The sequence below is a fragment of the Nocardiopsis sp. NPDC055824 genome, from assembly GCF_053616335.1.
In genome coordinates this window covers 1-21,699 of sequence record NZ_JBSHDN010000081.1, presented here as the reverse complement: position 1 = coordinate 21,699, position 21,699 = coordinate 1, and the positions used below count along the sequence as shown (strand labels likewise).

Sequence of the window (21,699 nt, the reverse complement as noted above, 5' to 3'; positions counted from 1 at the left end):
CCCCCGTCCCCGACGCCGATCCGGGAAAAAAGCCGCTGGAAGAGGCACGTACACCCGGACCGCGACGAACACGTTACGGGCGCGTGTCATCCTCCCGTTGACAGGAGCCATTGTGACCCGCATCATTTCCGGAACCAGCAAGCGGCCCTACTGGTCCACCAGGTGGACCAGGGGGTCGAGAGGAAGTGAAGGATGAAGAACCAGCGGATCCTCCGCTCGGTGGGAGCCGTGGCCTCCGTCCTCGTCGTCGGTGCCGCCGCGGCCAACGCCGCGCTCTCCGACACGGGCGCGTCCGAGGCCCGGGCCCGGGTCGACATCGTCGTCCCGGCCGACCCCGGCGGAGGCTGGGACCTGGTGGCGCGCGAGGCACAGCACTCCCTGCGCGTCAACGGCATCGTCGAGAACACGCAGGTGATGAACCTCCCCGGGGCCGGCGGCACGATCGGCCTCGCCCAGACGGTCCGCCGGGAGGGCGACGCGACCACCCTGATGACGACGGGCACCGTCATGATCGGCGGCATCATCGTCAACGACTCGGCGCAGACCCTGGAGGACGTGGTCCCCATCGCCCGCGTCGCCGACGACTACGAGGTGTTCGTGGTCAGGGAGGACTCCCCGTTCGAGGACATGTCGGACCTCGTCGCGGCCTGGGAGGAGGACCCGGGCGCGGTGGCGGTCGGCGGCGGCTCCCTGGGCGGCACCGACCACCTCCTCGCGGGCCTGGCCGCCCAGTCGCGCGGCGTTGACCCCCAGAGCGTCAACTACATCCCCTTCGCGGGCGGGGCCCAGGCGCTCACGTCCCTGCTCTCGGGCAGCGTCGACGTCGGCGTCTCCGGCTACAACGAGTTCCGCGACCAGGTGGAGGCGGGCAACCTCCGCGTCCTCGGCGTCTCCGCGGAGGAGCGGGTCCCGGGGCTGGAGGAGCACCCGACCCTGCCCGAGCAGGACGTGGACGCCGTGCTGCCGAACTGGCGCGGCTTCATGGCCGCGCCCGGCATCAGCGACGCCGAGCGCGAGGAGCTGACCGCCATCGTCGAGGAGATGGTCCGCACCCCCGAGTGGCAGGACACCCTCGAACGCAACCGGTGGGAGGACACCTTCCAGTCCGGCCCGGAGTTCGAGGAGTTCCTCGCAGCCGAGATCGACCGCATCACCACCGTCACACAGGACCTGGGACTGTCATGAGCCTGAGCAGCACACCCGCGGAACCGCGCGGGACCGACACCGGACCGCGCCCCGCGCGGCCGGCCCGGCACTGGTGGAGGGGGCGGAGCGAGATCTTCGTCGGTCTGCTCACCATCGGCATCGGCCTCTTCCTCGGCGAGCAGACGCTCACCATGCACGTGCCCGACAACTCGGCCTCGCCGGGGCCGCAGTTCTTCCCCTCCGTCGTCGCGGTCCTGATGGTCGTCCTGGGCACGGCGCTCGCCGTCCAGGTGATCCGGCGCCCCGCCCCGGAGCCGGAGAGCGGCCTCGCCGACACCGAGACCAGGGCGCACGACCAGGCCGGAGCCGTCGGAGAGCTGGTCGACGGCGAGCGGCCCCCGGCGGGCGCGCCCGCCACCCACAGCGACTGGCGCACGGTCGGCATCGTGATCGGCTCCGTCGCGCTCTTCGCCCTGCTGCTGCAGCCGGTGGGCTGGCTGCTGTCCGGGGCCCTGCTGTTCTTCGGCGTCGCCTGGGCCTTCGGCGACAAGCGGCGTCCCGTGTTCGAGGCCGGCGTGGCGCTGGTCTACTCCTCCGTCGTCCAGCTGGCGTTCGTCGCCGGCCTGGGCCTGAAACTCCCCGCGGGGATCCTGGGAGGGGTGCTCTGACATGGAGACGCTCGGACTTCTCGGGGGCGGCTTCGCAGCCGCCCTCACCCCGGAGAACCTGCTGTGGGCGCTGGTCGGCGTCGTGCTCGGCACCGCGGTCGGCGTCCTGCCCGGCCTGGGGTCGGCGATGGCGGTGGCCCTGCTGCTGCCCGTCACATTCAAGCTCGACCCCACGGGCGCGTTCATCATGTTCACCGCCGTCTACTACGGCGGGCTCTTCGGCGACTCCACGACCTCGATCCTCATGAACACCCCGGGCAACAGCTCGGCCATCGCCACGGCGATCGAGGGCCACAAGATGGCGCTCAAGGGCAGGGCCTCCCAGGCCCTGGCCACGTCGGCGATCGGCGCGTTCATCGGCGCGGTCGTCTCCACGGCCGTGGTGGCGTTCTTCTCCAACGTCATCATCGACATCGCCCTGCGCTTCGGCCCCGCCGAGTACTTCGCACTGGCCGTCTTCGCCTTCCTGGCCACCTCGGCGGTCGTCGCCCAGTCCATGGTGCGCGGCCTCATCGCGCTCTCCATCGGCCTGTCCCTGGCCATGGTCGGCATCGACTCCCAGAGCGGCGCGGCCCGCTTCACCCTGGGCATCCCCTCCCTGTTCGAGGGGGTCAGCATCATCACGGTGACCGTGGGCCTGCTCGCGCTCGGGGAGGTCCTCCACGTGGCCTCGCGCGTGCACCGCGGAGGAAGCGGGACCACCGAACTCCTGCGCACCACCGGCACCCCTTGGCTCAGCGGACGCGACCTCAAACGCGCCGTGCCCGCGTGGATCCGCGGGCTGGGCTTCGGACTGCCCTTCGGCGCCGTCCCCGCGGGCGGGTCGGAGATCCCCACGTTCCTGGCCTACGGCACCGAGCGCAAGCTGTCCCAGCTGCGGGCCCGCAGGGGCAAGCGCCCCGACGAGTTCGGCGAGGGCGCCATCGAGGGCGTGGCCGCCCCGGAGACCGCCGCGAGCGCGACGGCGGGCACCGCGATGGGCGCGCTGCTGGGGCTGGGGCTGCCCACCTCGGCCACGGCGGCGATCATGCTCGCCGCCTTCCAGCAGTACGGCATGCAGCCCGGCCCGCTGCTCTTCGAGCGCAACGCCGACCTGGTGTGGGCGCTCCTGGCCAGCCTGTTCATCGGCAGCGTCATGCTGCTCATCCTGAACCTGCCCTTCGCACCGCTGTGGGCAAAACTGCTCCTGATCCCGCGCCGCTACCTGTACGCCGGCATCACCGGTTTCGCGGTGCTGGGGGTCTACGCCTCGTCCTACTCCGTGATCGAGCTGTGGCTCCTGATCCTGCTGGGGTTGCTCGGGTTCATGATGCGGCGGTACTCGATCCCGGTGGCCCCGGTGCTCATCGCGGTCATCCTGGGCCCGCTCGCTGAAACGGAGCTCCGCCGTGCACTGGCCATCGGCCAGGGGGACGTGGGCGCGCTCTTCTCCGGACCGATCACCATCGGCATCTACACGGTCATCCTCGCGGCCGTGGCCCTGGTCGCCGTCGCCCGGATGCGCTCGGCTCGCCGGAGCCGGGCCCAGGCCGAGGCCGAGGCCGCCGAGAAGACGGAGGTTGCCGGGTAGCCGGGGGAGGCGGGTCCCTCTGCGGAGGCCCCGGGCCCGGCGACCGCCGTGCCCGGGGCCTCCGTCGTGGGTGCCCGGGGACGGGGCCTCCACCTCCGACGGCCGCAGGTCCGACTCCTGCCGGGTGCGCCCCGCACCCCCGGGACGGACGGCTGACACGAGGACCCCACCAGCGGTCTTCGCCGCGTCGCCGTCCCCGAGGTGCTCCCCGGCGCAAGCCCCCGTGCAGCCGGCGTGTCCGCCCGCCTCTGAACACTTTGCCGTTCTGCGACCTTGGCGTCCCGGGCCGAGGACGGCCCGTGTCCGCCCACCAACGCCCCCAGCCTCCCAGACACCGGAGCCCTGGCTACGGGGCCCGTGGCCGCCCACCGGCCGGATACGACCGATGCAGCCGAAGCCCTTACCCGACAAGGCTTCGCGCACCACAATCAGATGGCATGAGCAAGGCGAGGGAAGAGCGGCACAGTGTCGTCAACACCGTAGACGGAGACACCTCCAGCAGCACCGTCATCCAAGGACGGAACGTGCACGTGACCCCTCAGGTGGCTCATCAGGTGAATTGGCCTATCCGTTTCGGCTCCATCCCCGAGGCGGCAGCTCACTACCAGCATCGGACCATCGCCGACCGGCTTGACAACGACCTGCACAGTTTCGGAACCGTCATCCTGCGACAGGTCATCTCCGGTATCGGCGGGGTTGGCAAGACCCAGTTGGCCGCCCACTACGCCCGCACCCTTCGCAACATCACTGACCCTGAACGAAGGGTGGACGTCCTGGTGTGGGCCAACGCCTCCACCCGTGCAAGCATCACTTCCGCCTATGCCCACGCGTCCCGACAGCTGTACAGCACGGTCCCAGAGGACCCAGAGGACGCCGCTCACCTGTTCCTCGCCTGGCTCGGCGACCCCAACAAACACCAAAACCGGCGATGGCTGGTGGTGTGGGACGACCTGACCGACCTACCCCAGGTGGAAGACCTGTGGCCCCCACACGACCAGCCTCACGGCCGCGTCCTAGTCACCACGCGAAGGCGCGACCATTCCCTGACCACTCAGGGCCACCTCATCGAGGTAGACATCTATACCTCCAACGAAGCACGCGCCTTCCTCACTCAGGCCCTCGACACAGCAGGCATTCCACACTCCACCGCAGAGCTGGACACCCTGGCTAATGCCCTGGGCCGCCTCCCACTCGCCCTAGGGCAGGCAGTGCCCTACATGGCGGACCTTGTCCTGGACTGCCCCGGCTACCTGGAAGTGTTCCATGACCGGATGACCACCTTGGAGGAGGTATTTCCCGACTGGAACACCTCCTCTCCACTCGCCGCCACGTGGGACCTGTCCCTAGGACAAGCCGACAACCTCCACCCTCGTGGAGTCGCCCGCCCATTGATGAGTGTCATCGCCCTACTGGACGGCACTGGCGTCCCCGAACAGGTCTTGACCTCTCCACCGATGTTGGACTACCTCGCGGCTCGCCACAAAGCGAAGGGCCCGCGCGACCGCCCCGGAGTGTCCGCCCACCAAGTGCGCACCATCTTGGCAGGGCTGGACCGGCTCAGCCTTCTCACTCGTACTGTTTCTGGCAACAGTCCTGGAAGAAGTCCACATACGGTCCGCGTCCACCAACTCGTCCAGCGCGCTACCCGAGAACACCATATGACTCGTCCTACACGTGAGACCGCGCAAACTGCCGCAGACGCGCTCTTTCACGCCTGGCCGGAGGTGGAACGCGACACTGTCCTGGCCGACCGACTGCGCTCCAATACTCAGGCATTGCACGGTCGTACCGGACATGGGCAATATGTGGAGAAATGGTTGTGGGAATCGGAAGGCCATCCCGTGCTGTTCTGGGCGGGCCGCAGTCTGGGCGAGGCCGGAAGAGTACATGAAGCGGTTACCTACTGGGAGCACATGACCCGTGCCGCCCATAAGAATTTGCGCCCTGACCACCCCAGCACCCTTGCTTCTCGCTACAGCCTCGCTCACTGGCGCGGCGAAACCGGAAACCTCACCAAAGTAATGCAAGCCCTCGAAGAACTTCTCACCGACCAACAGCGCGCCCTCGGATCCGACCATCCGCATACCATGACCACTCGTCATAAGCTTGCGCATTGGGATGGCGAAGCCGGATCTCCCGCCACAGCAGCGCAGGCCCTTGAAGATCTCCTCGCTGATCGGCTACGCGTGCTGGGGCCCGACCACCCTGATACGCTCGCCACCCGCCACAATCTTGCCTGGTGGCGGGGCCAGGCCGGGGATCCCATAGCTGCAGCGCAAACCTACGAAGACCTCCTCACTGCAATGCTGCGTGTTCTTGGACCTGATCACCCCGACACCCTCACTACCCGGCATGACCTTGCCTGGTGGCAAGGCCGGGCCAGAGGCCCCGTTGTTGCTGTTACTACCCTCCAAGTTCTCCTCAGGGACCGGGTGCGCGTGCTCGGCCCCGACCACCCCGACACCCTTTCCACTCGTCACGAAGTCGCCTGGTGGCGAGGCCGGTCCGGAGATCCCATAAGCGCTGCTGCTGCCCTTCAAGACCTCCTTACCGACCAGCTACGTATCCTCGGACCCGACCATCCCCACACCCTCATCACTCGCGCCAACCTCAGTAGGTGGCAAGGAGAAGCTGGGGACCCCATAGGCGCCGCTGTCACTCTCGAGAATCTCCTCGCCGACCGAGTGCGTATCCTCGGACCCGACCACCCCGACACCCTTTCGACCCGAGGCAAGCTCGCTGACTGGTGGGGCGAAGCTGGGGATCCCACAGCCGCCATCACCGCATACGAAGACCTTCTCATCGACCGGCTGCGTGTTCTCGGCCCTGACCATCCCCACACCCTGCTGACTCGCCACAAACTCGCCTTGTGGACCCATGAGGTGGGCAACACCGCTGAGGCCCTCAAGCTTCTGGCTGCTCTGGTGCAGGATCGGAGACGAGTGCTCGGTTCCGATCATCCCGACACGCACACGAGCGAACAGCTTCTACAGCGGTGGTACAGCGATCTATCGGGGGAATAACTCAACCAAGGGACCCTTGATCCGATCGGTTACCGGCCGCGATTACGAGGAAACCCCAGGCCATCCGGGGTGAATCCTTGCACTGACCCGGGGCCGGGGGTGCCGTGCGGATCCTGGTGTGCTCGCCGGTTCGGTTACCTCACCGGAGCCGAGGTGCCGCGTAGCAGCGCGGCGGTGGCCTCAGCCACCGCCTTCGCCACGTCCGGGAAAACCGACTGGTAGGCGCCCTGGGTGAAGTACATGGTCGCGTGACCCAGCTCGCTGGACACGATGTCTCGTGCCTGGTTTATTGGAGACTCGGAACCAAAGAGGCATCGTAGACCATATCGGCAGATGGCGCCACTGCTCTCCCATCAGGAGGAACTAGATGTCGAAACTAGATCGGGAAGTTGCCATCATCAAGGCCGAGGAATTTCTTGAGTCAGAATCAAGAGAATGGAAGTACAATGACGTGAAGGCTATGCGCGAAAAATCATTTCAACATGAAAACGACCTCATTGTCCCCTATGACACAATTTCTTACCTGAAGACAGGAAAAATAGAGGATGGCCTAGTAGGAAATACCCCGATTAGGGTGAATTTGGAAACCGGTGCATGCGACTTCATCGACATCATACAGGTCCTGGACTACAGGGACATGGGATACCCGGTCTAGGGATCATATCGATAGCCATTGGCATGCCTGGATGGGCGTTTGCAACAGAAGAGCATGCAGGCAATGCCGAGCATTGCCCGGAAGGTGGAGGCCCTGCACCCCAGAGTACATTCAACCTTCGAAAAAAGCCCGGCCAGGCGATCGAGCCCTCGGCCTCGCACCGGTGTCGCCCCAGTCACCAGGAGACTCGATCACGAAACGGACCAGGGTCGATTTGTCTTCCTGGATACACAGACTGAGATAGCTGGCCACGTGGCAAAATGGAGCTACTACATTCCGACAAGGACACATACGCCATGATGGAAAAAGAAGAAGCCATCGATCTGGCCAGGAAATTCTTCAAGGATGCCATCAGCAAATCCATGATCCAAGAGGGTATTATATCCGAGCGCGATATTTTCTGCCACGAGAATTACGTGATCGCACCCTGGGACTCTGCCGCTTTCCTCAAGGAGGGAAAGTGGGAGGAGCGCATGATCGGCAATGCACCCATTGAGGTGGACAGGGAGACTGGGAATTGTAGTTTCATAGGAATTAGACGAGTTATAGAATACCGTGATCTCGGTTTCCCCGTTTGACGCAACGATGAAGTTTTCCGTTGTCGGGCCAAGGTTCTGGCGTTCTGAGTGTGGACGTCGAGCACCGCGGGGTGCGGAACCCGCACACCGAGCACGACCCCGCCCCGGCCTGAACGCCGACCGCATCGTCAGGGACGTGCCCAGCGTTTTCACATCCGAGCACACTGCTGCTGCCTCCGACCCCACACCCCGGCCTGCGGTTCCGTCGCATTCTGCCTGTCTCAGGCCTCCTTCTCACAGCGAAACCACCGAGGCCGCCCATCTACCGAGGTGGTGCCCTCAGCACAGGCCCATCACTTTTCGGCTCACCCTAGGGAAAAGGCGTCCAGCACTGCAGCGACATTTAGATCTCCATGGCCGGGTCATTTCCCGCAGGGCCCGCAGGCCGGGACAAAAAATGGGATAAATGTACTTCGTGTGACCTCACGATATGCCATCGGAAACCATTTCTGCTTCTCATCGATGGTCGCAGGTTCGAATCCTGCCGGACGAGCCACAAACCCCAGTCCATGCGGAGTGCACTGCTTCACTTTCGAGGAACCATCGCACTGATGGGACCGAGGTGGGACCGAAACGGGGCCAGCCCCGCATTCATCCCCCGTAACTGCCTACAGGGCTATGACCGGTGCTTCCGCCCACCGTCCGCGTACAACCCCCGGTCACGTCAGTACGACGAGGGCTCCCTGCTCCAGGCGCGAGCGGCCAGGACCAGGACATCGTCGCCCCCCACTAAGACCTGCGATTCCGTCTCCTTCCCGTCGACACGAAAGCGCAGGGGCCCACCGAACGCCTCGGTGCACATCCGGATCCGGACGGGATCGGTCGCGACCAGACCCTCCAACCGCCACAACGCCCCCGGTTCGTGACCGGGCACGGCCAGGTGCACGACGGCCTGGGTGCCTTGTCGAGTGCCCCAAGCGATGTGTTCGATCGTGTAGGAGACCAGGCGCAGTTCGGCCCGATCGGGGAGACCTGTGACCTCGCGGGCGGAGTCGAGGACGGCCGGGTCCGCCCCCGACACGAGAGGGCTTCGGTGCACCTCACGTATCAGCTCCGCGGCGTCCGGAACGCCTTGGAGGAGCCGTTTCCACCACGGCACCAGTCCGACCCCTCCCTGGTGGAGCCACCGCACCACCAGGGAGCGGAAAGCCACCTCACGCTGCCGCCGCGGAAGAGCTCCTGCCGCCAGGATGTCCTGTCCAGCTCCCCGCAGGGCCTGGCAGTAGGCCTTCACGGGGACACCCAAGGCTCCCGGCAGGGCGTGGACCGAGCGCATGTGCACCATCGCCGTACTGAGGAAGACAGCCGCGCCCCACACCGAAGACGACAGCCTCCCTGCCTGTGGTGGATGACCTGCCCTGGCCCCGCCCCTGCGGGACGGGACCTGCGTGTCGGCCCGGCGGCCCGCACCCGACAGGTGCCAGAAGGGGTCGTCGAGCCGCAGCGAAGCCGACCGTGCCCGTAGCACTCCGCGGGTGCCGAGACCGACCGATGCTCCGCGTGCGTCGCAGTCCAGCCGCACCCCGGACTCGGTACCGGTATCGACGTCCGCTTCGGCCAGGTCGTGCAGGCACACGTCGAGTGTGGGGACCCGGGCTCCGCCGTCGCCAGGGGCGTAGGAGCGGGCGAGTTCCAGGGTGAGGAAACCACCGAGCCGGGTGCCGTCACGTTCGATGCGTAGGTGGCGGAGGGTCGCCGCGTCCAGTGCGTAGTCGTCGGCCAGTTCGGTCAGTGTCTGCGGCGTCCACTGGGAGTACGCCGGCCGGACCGTTCCCCCGTAGTCGCGCCAATGCCCGTCGGGGCGCGCAGGTGGAGGTTGGACCAGTGCGTCGATCCGGTGCCCGGCCGCCGCCCCTTGCTCCAGCAACCAGGCCCGGCGCCGGGGCTCCAGGCTCGCCATCCACTCCAGGGCCGCTCGGGCACGCCGTTCCCTCTCACGACCGGTCCGACCTGTCGCGGCGCGGAACAGGGGGAAGGTGTTGTTGTCCCACACGTCGGCGACGACCCTGATGGTTTCCCGGTCGAACGTGCGCGCGTCGTGGGCGGCGTCGGCGATCTGGATCAGGGAGCGGTCCAGCAACGCGCCCAACGCGGCAAGGGCCGGTCCAGAAAGCTCGGGGGGTCGAGATCTCATACACGAACCCTGACACGGGCTCCTGAGCCGAGCAGCACGCGGTCGGGCAGAGGAGACAGTGATCCCGCACATCCGGCACGGAACCCCTGTCAGGGGGCGGAACCCGACCCGAACGGGACCTCCACCGACCTGGAGACGGCGCGACCCGCCAGGGCCAGCACCGCGCGCGCACGCTCGACCATCGCGGCGTCGAGGAAGGTCCCGTCGGCCAGGACGACCACCCCCGTCCCCGCGTCGGCGGCCCCGGCGACGCGGTCCAGGACCGTGCGCGCCCGCTCCACCTCGTCCGGCAAGGGCAGGAACGCGGCCCGGATCGTGTCGAGCTGGGCCGGGTGGATCGCGGTGCGGCCGCAGAAGCCGAGCGCGCGCCCGGCGCGGCAGGAGGCGGCGAGGCCCTCGGGGTCACGCACGCGCGTGTACGCCGACATCGCGGGCGGGGGCAGCCCGGCCGCCCTGGCCGCGTTCACGACGCGGGCGCGCGCCCAGGCCAGGCCCTCCTCCCCGTCCACCCGCAGGTCCGAGCGCAGGTCCGCCTCGCCGAGGCAGATCGACGCCACCGCGGGCGAGGCCGAGGCGAGGTCGAAGGCGCGCTCAACCCCGAGCGCGGACTCCACGAGCAGGTGCAGCGCGCGGCCGGGCAGGGCGTCGGCGAGCGCCCGCACCCCGTCGGCCGACTCGGCCTTGGGCACGCGGGCCCCGACGCCGGCGGGCAGTCCGGCGAGCGCGGCGACGTCGGCGTCGTGCCACGGCGTGGAGCGGTGGTTGACCCGGACCTGGACGGGGCGGTCCGCGGAGGCGAGCAGCCGCACGGCGTCGCGCCGCGCCCCGTCCTTGCGGGAGGGGGCGACCGCGTCCTCCAGGTCGACCAGCACCACGTCCGCAGCGGAGCCGAGCGCCTTGGCCACCCGGTCCGGCCGGTCGGCGGGCGCGTACAGGAGCGTGAGGGGAGGCGCCGCGCCCGGGTCGCGCGCCGCGCCGCTCACACCTCCCCCCGCTCCCGCAGCTCGGCGATGCGCTCGGGCGCGAACCCGAGCTCGCCGAGGACCTCGTCGGTGTCCGCGCCGTGGGGGCGGCCGGTGAAGCGCACGACGCCGTCGTTGTCCGACAGCCGGAACAGCGGGCCCTGCATGAGCATCGGCCCGAGTTCGGGGTCCTCGACCTCGTGGACCGTCCCCAGTTCCCGGAACTGGGGGTCGGCGACGATGTCGGACGCGTCGTAGACCGGGGCGACCGCCGCATGTGCCTCCTCGAACGCGGCGACGACCTCGTCGCGCGTCCTGCGGGCGATCCACCCGCCGACCGCCTCGTCGAGCTCGTCGGCGTGGCGGGCCCGGTCGGCGCCGCGCGCGAACCAGGGCTCGTCGACCAGGTCGGGGCGGCCGACGAGCCGCACGACGCGCTCGGCGATCGACTGGGCGGAGGTGGAGACGGCCACCCAGTGCCCGTCCCCGGTCCGGTAGGTGTTGCGGGGCGCGTTGTTGGACGAGCGGTTGCCGGTGCGCGGCTGGACCGTTCCCAGCTGGTCCCAGCGGGTGATCTGGGGTCCGAGCACGGCCAGGATCGGCTCGATGATCGCCGTGTCGACGACCTGTCCGCGCCCGGTCCCCGCGCGGGCGGACAGCGCCACCATGACGGCGAACGCGGTGGCGAGCGAGGCGACGCCGTCGGCCAGTCCGAACGGCGGGAGCGTGGGCGGCCCGTCGGGCTCGCCCGTCATCGCGGCGAACCCGCTCATGGCCTCGGCGAGCGTGCCGAAGCCGGGCCGCGTCCGGTAGGGGCCGATCTGGCCGAACCCGCTGACGCGCGCGAGCACGAGCCCGGGGTTGCGCTCGCTGAGCTCGTCGTAGCCCAGTCCCCAGCGCTCCAGGGTGCCGGGGCGGAAGTTCTCGACGACGACGTCGGACTCCGCGGCGAGCGCGAGGAACACCTCCCGCCCGCCCCCGCTCCCGAGGTCGGCGGTGACGGTGCGCTTGTTGCGCCCCAGCGTCTTCCACCACAGGTTGACGCCGTCCTTGGCGGCGCCGTGCGTGCGCGAGGGGTCGGGGCGGGAGGGGTGCTCGACCTTGACGACGTCGGCGCCCATGTCCCCCAGGTGCATGGCGGCCATGGGGCCCGCGAAGAGCGTGGAGGCGTCCACGACGCGCAGGCCGGCGAGTGCGCCCGAGGAGGGGTCGCGCGAGACGGTCACGCGACCACCTCCCCGGTGCGCTCCGGCGCCGAGGCGGAGGGCGCCGTTCCAAGAAGGTCTGTGTCCGGCAGGTCCCACGCGCAGCGGAAGCCGACGGTGGCGCCCCGGGCCAGGCCCAGGCCGGGCAGCAGCAGCTTGACGCTGCGGTCGGGTGCGTGGCGCCCGCCCTCGACGTACCAGTCGGACCCCTCGGCGGCGTAGTCCGCGCCGCCCTTGAGCATGACGAACCTGGTCCGGCCGTCGCTGTGCTCGCTCTCGGTCCAGTTCCAGACGGCGGGCTCCCCGCGGCGCAGGCCGCCGGCCTCGCCGGCGAGCTGCCACTCGTCCTCCGTGGGCAGGCGTCCGCCGCGCCAGGCGCAGTACGCCCGCGCGTCGTCCAGGTCCACGAACGACACGGGTTCGTCCTCCGTGCCCGGGGCGGGGCGCCCGTCCTGCCAGTGCGCGAGGAAGCGGTGCGGGAACGCGGGCTCGTAGCCCGTGGCGTCGAGGAACGCGGCGAACCCGGCGTTGGTGGCCTCGCTCGCGGCGACCGCGACGGGCGCGGCCAGCGCCCCGTCCCTCTGGAGGGTGCGCGCGTCGTGCAGGCGCGGCGGGAGCGGCTTCCACTCGTCCACGTACGGGGCGCCCTGGTACATGCCCGTCTCCCGGGCGCGGTAGCGCACGGTGAGGACGTACGGCCCCGCGGGCACCACGGCCGCGTCCGGCTCCGGGCCGCCCGCCGCGTGGGCGCCCGCCGCACCGGTCCCGGGGGCCGCGGGGCGCAGCCGCGCGGCGAGGCGGTGCCGGAACCGCGCGTCGGGGTCGTGCGGCGCGGCGGCGAGCAGGTCGAGAAGGCCGGGCAGCCACTCGGGCTCGGGGGCGCCGTCCGCGACGTGAAGGAGCGCGGCGATACCGCGCCCGGGCACGGTCACGTGTCCGGCCTCCCCGCGCCCTCCGCCCGTGAGGTCGACGAGCGTGCCGCCGGGGGCCCGGGCGCCGTCCCCGTGCGGGAGCACCGGGCCCGTGTGGTCGGCCTCGCCTCGGTTGACGAGCGTCCACAGGGTCAGGCCGTCCAGCTCCCACCGGGAGGCGTACACGCCGGCGGCCTCCGCCTCGGGGGCGAGCTCCGCCAGGGGCGTCCACTCCCCGTCGAGGAGGAGGTCGCCCGCGGCGCGCTGGACGGCCGTCATGCGGCTCACGGTGGCCGCGTCGCGCGGTGACCAGCCGACCCAGGCCCCGAACACGACCTCCCACACCATGACGCCGACCCCGTTGAGCCAGGCCGACTGGAGCTCCTCGGAGTGGTCGCGGTGCCAGCGGCGCACGTGGTGCTGCATGTGGCGCCGCTCGTACCAGTGCGCCCTGAGCACCCCGGGCACGGGCGAGTCGGCGAAGAACTGCGCCCACGAGGTGGCGTGGTCCTCGATCCGCTCGACGGCCAGCTTCGACTCGCCCTCCAGGACCACGCCGGGCCGGGCGGCGTCCAGGCGGGCGACGAGGTCGGGGTCGGCCTTCTTCAGGGTGTCGAGGAAGACGCCGTCCGCGTCCAGGTCGGCGACGAGCGACGCGAGCTCGGTGACGTCGTCGGCGCCCCGGCGGGTGCCGACGTCCCAGGGGTTGTAGTCGACGAACACGTGCAGTCCGGCGCGGTGGAGGGCCTCGACGAGGCCCCCGGGGCCGGCCAGCCCGGGCACGTCGCGGTAGTGGTCCCACTGGTTGCGGTCGTCCAGGCCGATCACCGGGTAGGCGTGCCAGAGCACGACGGCGTCGAGTCCGCCGAAGCGCTCGCGGGCGTCGGCCAGGAAGCGCTCGGGGGTGAAGCGGTGCTCGTCGAAGGAGTACAGCAGCTCGTCCCACAGCCACACCTGCGCGACGGTGTGGCAGCGGGCGGCCCACGCCGCCCCGGGGTGCTCGTACACGGCGCCCCGGTAGCCGTGGCGGGTCCGGGCGTCCTCGCGCCACGCGTGCAGGCGCTCCCGCCAGGCGGGGCGGTCGGCGGGGTCCGCCGGGGCCGCGAAGACCTTGGCCTCGTCGAGGGCCCGGAGCCGGTCCGCGGAGGGTTCGCCGTCGAGGGGCACCTCGGTGGGGAGGTCGATCGGTCGGGGGACGAGCGGGTCGAACAGGTAGGTCACGGCGTGCTCCTCTCGGTCGTGGCGGCGGGGGCCGCGAGGGCCGCGGTCCGGGCGGCGAGGTCGTCGATCCGCTGTTCGCCCCCCGGGAGCGAGGTCGCGATGCGGCCGTCGAGCGGGTCGGACCACCGGGCGCCGATGCCCCGGGCGCCCCGGAGCGCGCCCACCACGCCGCCGACGGTGGCCGCGGCCGAGTCGGTGTCCCACCCGGCCGTCACCGCGTGCGAGACGCTCGGGCCGAACTCCCCCGCGCCGCGGGCGAGGGCGTACGCGATCACGGCCGCGTTGTTGAGGACGTGCACCCAGTGCAGGTCGCCGTAGGCCTCGTGCAGCCGGTCGAGCCCGGCGCGCACGTCCCCCTCCCCGGCGGCGGCGCGCCCCAGCCGGACGGCCGCGGCGAGGCGGCTGTCCGGCGGGACGGCCGCGTCCGCGGCGTCCAGGACCTCGTCGACCGTGTCGTGGACCATCGCCGCCGACGCCAGCGCCGCCGCCCACATGGCCCCGTAGACGCCGTTGCGGGTGTGGCTGAGCCTGGCGTCCGTCCAGGCGAGCCGGGCGGCCCCGCGCACGTCGCCTGGGCTGGCCCATCCGAGGACGTCGGCCCGGATGAGCGCCCCGATCCACTCGCGGAAGGGGTTGTGGTGGGTGGCCGTCTCCGGGACGGGGCGCGCGTCGAGGATGTTGCGGTAGGCGGCGCGCTCGGCCGTGAAGACGCGGCCCGCCGGGAGGTTGTCGAGCCAGAGCTGGGCGACGTCCTCGGTCGTGAACCCGCGCCCGTGCCGTTCGAGGAGGGCCAGGGCGAGGATGGGGTAGTTGAGGTCGTCGTCCTCCGGCATCCCGTCGATGTTCTCCTCCAGGGACGTCGGCGCGCTGCGGCGGTTCCACGGCCAGCGGGCGGCGACGTCGTCGGGGAGCCCGGCGGCCGTGAACCAGCGGTCGAGCGGCCAGCGCCCCGTGGAGCGCAGGATCTCCTCGATGCCCTCGCGCGGGATCTTCTCGACGGGTTTGCCGAGCAGGCATCCCGCGGCGCGGCCGGTCCAGGCGCCGCGCATCCGCTCGCGGAGGTCGCCGCCGGGTGCGGGCTGCCGGGGCACCGGGGGCAGGACGGCCTCGATGCCGGCCCAGTCGTCGGGTTCACCGGGGGCGGCGGGGGCGGGCAGGGCGGCCAGTTCGTCGAGCAGCGCGCGTGCGAGTTCTCGCAGCTCCGGGGAGGCGGGCACGGGTCCGGCGCCGCTCACCGCGGGGACGGGGTCGCCCCCGGCGTCGGCCCACCGGTCCCGGATCGCGGCGACGTCGCGCCCCTCGGCGGCGGACTGGACGAGTTCGTGCGCGAGCAGGTCCTCCGGCTGCGCCCAGGTGAGCCTCATGTCGTCCCTCCCGCCGGGACCGCGGCCGGCGCGCGATCGATCGCGTCGATGTCCCGCAGGCGGGCGGCGGCCCGCTCACGGTCGGCGCGCAGGATGTCGGCGGCGGCGGAGGCCATGAGGCGGCCGGTCTCGCGGATGTCCATGCGGCTCGCCTCCTCGACCGCGTCGAGCCAGTCGGCGGGGACGGCGGACGTCCCACCGAGGCCGGCGCAGACCGCGCCCGCCATGACGGCGATGGAGTCGGCGTCGCGGCCGTAGTTGACGGCGCCGAGCACCGCGCCCCGGTAGTCGCCCCGGTGCCCGAGGACGAGGCCCAGCGCGGCGGGCAGCTCCTCGATGGCCTTGGTCCGGGAGGGGCGGCGCGCGTCCATCGACATCTGCCGGTAGGCCGGGCCCACCGAGTCGAACGGGGCGACCGTCTCGCGGACGAGCCGCGCCAGGGCGCGCTCCTCCTCGTCGGTGCGGGGCGGGGCTTCCCAGCCGTCGAAGGCCCCGACGACGGCGCGCAGCGCGGCGGCGGTGCCGTCGTGGGCGACGTCGAGCGCCGCGGCGACGACGTCGTCGAGGGCGGCCCCGGGAGCCACGGAGGCCGCGACCATGGCCGCGAAGACCCCGGCGGCCTCGCGCCCGTAGCTGGACTGGTGCGCGCCGGTGAGGTCGATCGCCTCCGCGTAGGCGCCCCGGGGGTCGCCCGGGTTGGCCAGGCCGACGGGCGCGACGTACATCGCCGCGCCGCAGTTGACGACGTTGCCGACGCCCGCCTCGCGGGGGTCGACGTGGCCGTAGTGGATCCGGGCGACCATCCACTTCTCCGCGAGGAAGACCCGCTGGAGCAGCAGCGCGGTCGACTCCAGCTCGGGGACCCAGCGCGGTTCGCCGATCATGAGCGGGACGAGGTCCTCGGCCACCGCGTAGGCGTCCAGGTGTGCCCGCCGCTTCGCGTAGACCTCCACCAGGGCGCGCGTCATGAGGGTGTCGTCGGTGACGTGTCCGTCGCCCTTGTGGTACGGCGCGATCGGGCGGGCGTTGCGCCAGTCCGGGTACCACGGTCCGACGATGCCGGTCACCCGTCCGCCGTGGCGCTCCTCGATCTGCTCGGGCGTCCACCCCTCGGTGGCGCCGCCCAGGGCGTCTCCCACCGCCGCTCCGGTGATCACGGCCACCGCTCGGTCGTCCAGCCAGGTCATGGGCCCACTCCCCTGTCGTTGTTCGTCTGCGCTGCGGGCCCGTCGTCGCGGGCCCGCCCACTCGTCCGTCCCGGGACGCGCCCTGGACTCCCCGGGCCGGGGGCGTGGCGCCCCCGGCCGCTCCGGGTCCCTACCGCGTGATCTCCTCCCAGCCGTTCTCCAGCTCGGCCGCGAGGCCGTCCGCGTCGATCTCCTGGGCGAGGAAGCGCTGGTAGGCGGGGGTCGCGACCGTGTCCTTCCACTGCGCGTAGGCGTCGACGAACAGGTACGGGGAGGACTCCAGGTACTCGCCCGAGGCCAGGACGGCGTCCCAGCCGTTCTCGCCCTCCAGGGAGGAGCCCATGACCTCCCTCGCGGAGGTCGTCGCCGGGATGAGCGAGTCGGCCTCGTTGAGTGCCGCGAGGTTGTCGGTGGAGGTGAAGAACTCGATGAACGCGGCGGACTCCTCGACGTGCTCGGAGTCGATGTTCACCGACAGCGTCTGCGGGTTCGCGGCCTGCCACGGGCCAGCGGGCCCCTCCAGCGGCGGGAGGACGACCCAGTCGAGGTCCTCGGGCGCGTCGGCGGCGATGTTGGCGGCCTGGAAGGAGCCCTGGACCGTCATGGCGACGTCGCCCGCGTAGAAGGACGGGAGCGCCTCCGTGCCCGACTGGGTGAGCGTGACCGGCAGGATCGACCGGTCCTCGTGGGCCATGGCGTCGACGAGCTCGGGCAGGGCCATCTCCCCCTCCCCGATCGCCAGGGCGGCGTCGGGGCCGGAGCCCTCGAAGTAGCTCCCGCCGAAGGCCGGGGCCATGGCCATGAACACGGCCGTGGGGCTCGACAGGCCCCAGCCGAGCCCGTGGGCGTCGGGGGTGGTCGCGGCCAGCGCGATCTCGCGCAGGTCCTCCCAGGCCATGGTCTCGCCGGTCGGGACGTCGACGCCCGCGTCCTCCAGCATGCCCCGGTTGGCGAAGACCACGTAGGACTGCATCTCGGTCGGGTACGCGATGACCCGGCCGTCGACCGTCACGGAGTCGAGGACGCCCGGGGGGATGTCGCCGCGCGCCGCCTCGGACATGTGGTCCGAGAGGTCGGCGAGGTAGCCGTCGACGGCGAAGGGGACGACGCCGGCGGCCTCGTAGTGGATGATGTCGGGCGCGGCGCCGCCGTTGAACTGGGTGATCAGCTTGTCGTAGATGCCGTCCCAGCCGGCGGGGACGATCTCGACCTGTGTGTCGGGGTTGGCCTCGTTCCAGGCCGCGACGATGCTCTCCGTCGCCTCGATGGCGGCGGGCTGGTCCGAGAGGGACTGGAACTCGAGGGTGACGGGGCCGCCGTCCCCCTCGCCGGAGCCGCAGGCGGTGAGGAGCAGTGCCGTGGCGGAGAGTCCCGCGGCGACGGACACGAAACGTGTCTGCATGGGTCTACCTTTCGTCGGGGGGTGCCGGTGGGCGACGGTCGCGGGGGTCATCCCTTCACCGCGCCGGCCATGAGCCCGCCGGTGAGCTTCTTCTGCATGATCGAGAAGAAGACGATGCTCGGGATCGCGGCGAGCACGGATCCCGCCGCGAGCGGCCCGAGCGCCACCTTGCCCTCGCCGCCGATGAACATCTTGAGGGTGATGGGCAGGGTGTAGTTCTCGGGCGACTGGAGCAGCACGAGGGCGAAGAAGAACTCGTTCCACGAGGAGACGAAGCTGAACATGGCCGTGGCGACGACGCCCGGGGCCAGGAGCGGGAGGATGATCAGGCGCAGCACGGTGAGGCGGTCCGCGCCGTCCATGGCCCCCGCCTCCTCCAGGTCGACGGGGATGCCGGACACGTAGCCCTGGAGCATCCACAGGGCGAACGGCAGCGTGTAGGTCGTGTGGACGAGGGTCAGGCCGACGAGGCTGTCGGTGAGCCCGATGGTGCGCAGGACGAGGAAGAGCGGCAGGATGACGAGGATGACCGGGAAGACCTGGCTCACGAGGATCCAGCCGACGCCCGCCGTGCGGACCCTCCCCTTGAGCCTGGCGAGGACGTAGGACGCGGGCAGCGCGATGAGGACGACGAGCGCCGTCGACACCAGGGCGACGAACACGCTGTTCCACGCGGACCGGACCAGGCCCTGCCGGGCCAGCGCCTGCGCGTAGTTCTCCCAGTGCCACTCCTGCGGCAGCAGGCTCACGGTGAGCGAGTTGAGCTCGCCCGAGGACTTGACCGAGGCCGAGATCAGCCACAGCAGCGGGAAGCCCAGGAAGAGGACGTAGAACGCGAGGGCCGCGTACTGGGCGGGACGGACGAGGGAGCGCACGGTCAGCCCACCTTGCCTTCGCGGTCGTCGCGGAACTGGGACCGCAGGTAGAACGCCAGGAGCAGGACGACGACGATGACGAGCACCATGCCCATGGCCGCGGCGTAGCCGATGTTGCGGTTCTTGAACGCCTCCAGGTACGTGAACAGCATCGGGAGCATCGTGCGGCCGCCCGGACCGCCCTCGGTGAGGACGTACACCAGCGAGAACGAGTTGAAGTTCCAGATGAAGTTCAGCGACGTGATCGAGGCGACGATCGGCCGCAGGCCCGGCAGGGTGACTCCGGTGAACCTGCGCCAGGCGCCCGCCCCGTCCATGGCCGCCGCCTCGTGCAGCTCGGGCGGGATCTGCTGCAGCCCGGCGAGGAGGGTCACGGTGGTCTGCGGCATGCCCACCCAGACGCCGACGACGACGACGGCGGGCAGCGCGGTCGAGAAGTCGGCGAGCCAGTTGACGTCGTCGGGCAGGCCCAGTGCGCCCAGGGCGGCGTTGAGCGGCCCCGCGTTGGGCGAGTAGATCATCTGCCACATGATCGCCACGACGACCGGGGGCATCGCCCACGGGATGAGGGCGAGGACGCGCGTGAGGCCCTGGAACCTGAGGCCGGCGTCGAGCAGGAGCGCCAGCCCCATCGCGGCGACGAGCTGGAGCAGCGTCACGGAGACGGCCCAGACCATGCCGATGCGGAACGACTCCCAGAAGTAGGAGTTGTCGAGGAGGCGCACGAAGTTGTCGACGCCGACGAACTCGTAGTCCGGGCGGCGCACCAGGCGCGCGTCGGTGAACGCCAGCGCGATGCCCATGACCAGGGGCGCCACGCTGAGCACCAGGATGGGCAGCAGGGAGGGCATGACCAGGGCGGCCGCCTCGCGGCGCCGCGCGCGGGCCGTGCCGCCCGGCCGGGGCGGGGCCCCGCGCGCGGGGCGGGGCGGGGCCGTGCCCCGCGGGGAGGAGGGCGCCGTCATCGGACGCCTTCCCCGGGCGCGGACGCGCGGGCCGGCCGCGGGACCGTGGACTCCCGGACGACCAGCCGGGGTCCGACCGAGGTCGTCTGCGGCTCGCCGGCGTCCCCGTCGACGAGCCGCAGCATGATCCGCGCGGCGGCGTGCCCGCGCTCGTCCGAGCCGAGCGAGACGCTCGTGAGGCTGGGCTGGAAGACGCGGCCCAGCTCGGTGTCGTCCATGCCCGTCACCGCGACGTCCTCGGGCACGGACAGGCCGAGTTCGCGGGCGGCGCGGATGGCGCCGATGGCGAGGAGGTCGTTGGCGGCGACGACCGCGTCGAGGCGGGCGCCGCCGTCGGGCGCGCCGGCGAGGAGCCGGTGCGCGGCGGCCACGCCGGCCGCGACGGTGAAGTCCTCGGCGAGGGCGACCTCCACGCGCTCGGCGGCGAACCCGGGGTCGGAGGCGGCGGCGTCGAACCCGCGCCTGCGCGCCTCGCCCGGGGTCGTGTCGGGGGGGCCGTTGAGGAAGCCGATCCTGCGGCGGCCGGTCTCCAGCAGGTGCCGGACGGCCTGGCCGATCCCGCCCGCGGAGTCCGTGGACACGGAGTCGATGCCCTGGTCCCCGAGGGAGCGCCCGATGACCACGACCGGGACCGGCGCCTGCTTGATGGCCCGCACCAGCCCGTCGTCGGTGCGCAGCGGGCTGAGGACCATCCCGTCGACGAAGCCGCTGCCCAGGCTGCGCACGAGCTCCGTGGTCGAGGCGGGGGTGTCACCTGTGGTCATGACCACGACGCGGTAGCCGTGCGGGGCCAGGACCTCGTGGATGGCGGTCATCATCTCGACGTAGACGGGGTTGCCGATGTCGGCGACGGCGAACGCGATCTGGAAGGTCTTCCTCAACCGCAGGGAGCGGCCGGTGACGTCGGGGCTGTAGCCGAGCTCGGCCGCCGCGGCGCGTACGCGCTCGACCATCGCCTCGCTGGCCCCGCTCCCGTGCAGTGCGCGGGAGGTCGAGGCCAGCGAAACCCCGGCGCGTTCCGCCACCTGGATCAGGGTGGCGCGTGATGACGTCATCGCGGCTCCAGTCACGCTGTGCTCCGGAAGGGCTTGGAAACGTTTCCAGAAACATGGCGCAATGCGCCGGACATCTCCTGGAAACGTTTCCGGGAAACTATCGTGACCCAGTTCACCCTGTCAACAGGTTCAACTCCCCCACCCCTGGTCGCCGGGGACGGGAAGGGCCGCGCACACCGTTGCCGGGTGTGCGCGGCCCGTGGACCCCTCGGCCGCCGGTCGGCCGCTCAGCCGGTCATTCGGCCCGGTCGACCACGAAGACGGGGATGAGGCGGTCGGTCTTGCGCTGGTAGTCCGCGTAGTCGGGGAAGGCCGCGACGGCCCGCTCCCACCACTCCTCGCGCTCCGCTCCCCCGACCTCGCGCACACGGGCCGCGAAGGGGGCGGGGCCGTCCTGCAGGGTGACGGCGTCGGGGTTCTCGCGGAGGTTGTGCACCCACATGGGGTCCTCCGGGGCCCCGCCCTGGGAGCCCACGAGCGCGTAGCGCCCCTCGTGCTCCACGCGCATGAGGGCGATCTTGCGGATCTTCCCGGTCTTCCTCCCGCGCATCGTCACGATGACGACCGGCAGGCCGGTGTCCCCCAGGGTGTTGCCCTCGGCCCCGCCGGTGCGCTCGTACAGGGCGACCTGCTCGCGGACCCACGCGGACGGACTCGGTTCGTATTCGCCTTCCACGGCCTTCTCCCTCTGGGCGTGTCCGCGGCGGACGGGCGGCCCGCCCGCCCCGGACGGTCGGCGCCCCGGCCCGCGCGGCGCCCGCGGCGCACGGGTGCGACC

The 21,699-nt window shown here is 71.1% G+C and carries 17 protein-coding genes; 6 read left to right on the top strand and 11 right to left on the bottom strand.

All coding sequences use genetic code 11. The annotated features are described in order from the left end of the window. The first annotated feature begins 192 nt into the window (after positions 1 to 192). From ACWGL3_RS17580 to ACWGL3_RS17555, 6 genes are all read left to right on the top strand, one after another. Positions 193 to 1,185 (top strand): Bug family tripartite tricarboxylate transporter substrate binding protein, encoded by a 993-nt coding sequence (locus tag ACWGL3_RS17580; RefSeq protein ID WP_267949705.1) that lies wholly within the window; start codon positions 193 to 195, stop codon positions 1,183 to 1,185. Then, positions 1,182 to 1,814, top strand: a complete 633-nt coding sequence (locus ACWGL3_RS17575) for a tripartite tricarboxylate transporter TctB family protein (protein ID WP_267949704.1) — start codon at positions 1,182 to 1,184, stop codon at positions 1,812 to 1,814. Before ACWGL3_RS17580 ends, ACWGL3_RS17575 begins: the two co-directional genes overlap by 4 nt. Before the next feature lies 1 nt (position 1,815). After that, positions 1,816 to 3,384, top strand: a complete 1,569-nt coding sequence (locus tag ACWGL3_RS17570; RefSeq protein WP_267949703.1) for a tripartite tricarboxylate transporter permease — start codon at positions 1,816 to 1,818, stop codon at positions 3,382 to 3,384. 437 nt (positions 3,385 to 3,821) lie between these two features. Beyond that, positions 3,822 to 6,407: a tetratricopeptide repeat protein gene (locus tag ACWGL3_RS17565; RefSeq protein ID WP_452461555.1), complete on the top strand. Its 2,586-nt coding sequence runs from the start codon at positions 3,822 to 3,824 to the stop codon at positions 6,405 to 6,407. A gap of 367 nt (positions 6,408 to 6,774) precedes the next feature. Continuing rightward, positions 6,775 to 7,062 carry a hypothetical protein gene (locus tag ACWGL3_RS17560; protein ID WP_452461554.1) on the top strand — a complete coding sequence of 96 codons (288 nt, stop codon included), beginning with the start codon at positions 6,775 to 6,777 and terminating at the stop codon, positions 7,060 to 7,062. A 296-nt stretch (positions 7,063 to 7,358) separates the two neighbouring features. Further along, positions 7,359 to 7,640: a hypothetical protein gene (locus tag ACWGL3_RS17555; protein WP_452461553.1), complete on the top strand. Its 282-nt coding sequence runs from the start codon at positions 7,359 to 7,361 to the stop codon at positions 7,638 to 7,640. Between the two features lie 664 nt (positions 7,641 to 8,304). Here the strand turns inward: ACWGL3_RS17555 and ACWGL3_RS17550 are convergent. From ACWGL3_RS17550 to ACWGL3_RS17500, 11 genes are all read right to left on the bottom strand, one after another. Beyond that, a complete protein-coding gene (locus ACWGL3_RS17550; RefSeq protein ID WP_452461552.1) occupies positions 8,305 to 9,774 on the bottom strand; it encodes a hypothetical protein in 1,470 nt (489 codons plus the stop codon). Positions 9,775 to 9,863: 89 nt separating this feature from the next. Next, positions 9,864 to 10,757: an HpcH/HpaI aldolase/citrate lyase family protein gene (locus ACWGL3_RS17545; protein ID WP_452461551.1), complete on the bottom strand. Its 894-nt coding sequence runs from the start codon at positions 10,755 to 10,757 to the stop codon at positions 9,864 to 9,866. Further along, entirely contained in the window at positions 10,754 to 11,962 is a 1,209-nt protein-coding gene (locus ACWGL3_RS17540) for a CaiB/BaiF CoA transferase family protein (RefSeq protein ID WP_267949694.1), read from the bottom strand. The genes ACWGL3_RS17545 and ACWGL3_RS17540 overlap by 4 nt, the downstream gene beginning before the upstream one ends. After that, entirely contained in the window at positions 11,959 to 14,073 is a 2,115-nt protein-coding gene (locus ACWGL3_RS17535) for an SUMF1/EgtB/PvdO family nonheme iron enzyme (RefSeq protein WP_452461550.1), read from the bottom strand. The genes ACWGL3_RS17540 and ACWGL3_RS17535 overlap by 4 nt, the downstream gene beginning before the upstream one ends. Further along, complete coding sequence (locus ACWGL3_RS17530; RefSeq protein WP_267949692.1) at positions 14,070 to 15,437, bottom strand: ADP-ribosylglycohydrolase family protein; 1,368 nt, start codon at positions 15,435 to 15,437, stop codon at positions 14,070 to 14,072. Before ACWGL3_RS17530 ends, ACWGL3_RS17535 begins: the two co-directional genes overlap by 4 nt. Continuing rightward, a complete protein-coding gene (locus tag ACWGL3_RS17525; RefSeq protein ID WP_267949691.1) occupies positions 15,434 to 16,624 on the bottom strand; it encodes an ADP-ribosylglycohydrolase family protein in 1,191 nt (396 codons plus the stop codon). Before ACWGL3_RS17525 ends, ACWGL3_RS17530 begins: the two co-directional genes overlap by 4 nt. Positions 16,625 to 16,754: 130 nt before the next feature. Next, on the bottom strand, positions 16,755 to 18,026 hold the full coding sequence (locus tag ACWGL3_RS17520; protein WP_267949690.1) for an ABC transporter substrate-binding protein: 1,272 nt from the start codon (positions 18,024 to 18,026) through the stop codon (positions 16,755 to 16,757). Between the two features lie 47 nt (positions 18,027 to 18,073). After that, entirely contained in the window at positions 18,074 to 18,901 is an 828-nt protein-coding gene (locus ACWGL3_RS17515; RefSeq protein WP_267949689.1) for a carbohydrate ABC transporter permease, read from the bottom strand. A 2-nt stretch (positions 18,902 to 18,903) separates the two neighbouring features. Further along, positions 18,904 to 19,866, bottom strand: a complete 963-nt coding sequence (locus tag ACWGL3_RS17510; protein WP_267949688.1) for a carbohydrate ABC transporter permease — start codon at positions 19,864 to 19,866, stop codon at positions 18,904 to 18,906. Continuing rightward, on the bottom strand, positions 19,863 to 20,921 hold the full coding sequence (locus ACWGL3_RS17505) for a LacI family DNA-binding transcriptional regulator (protein WP_267949687.1): 1,059 nt from the start codon (positions 20,919 to 20,921) through the stop codon (positions 19,863 to 19,865). Before ACWGL3_RS17505 ends, ACWGL3_RS17510 begins: the two co-directional genes overlap by 4 nt. 235 nt (positions 20,922 to 21,156) lie before the next feature. Next, positions 21,157 to 21,597, bottom strand: a complete 441-nt coding sequence (locus ACWGL3_RS17500; protein ID WP_267949686.1) for a nitroreductase family deazaflavin-dependent oxidoreductase — start codon at positions 21,595 to 21,597, stop codon at positions 21,157 to 21,159. Between the last annotated feature and the right edge of the window lie 102 nt (positions 21,598 to 21,699).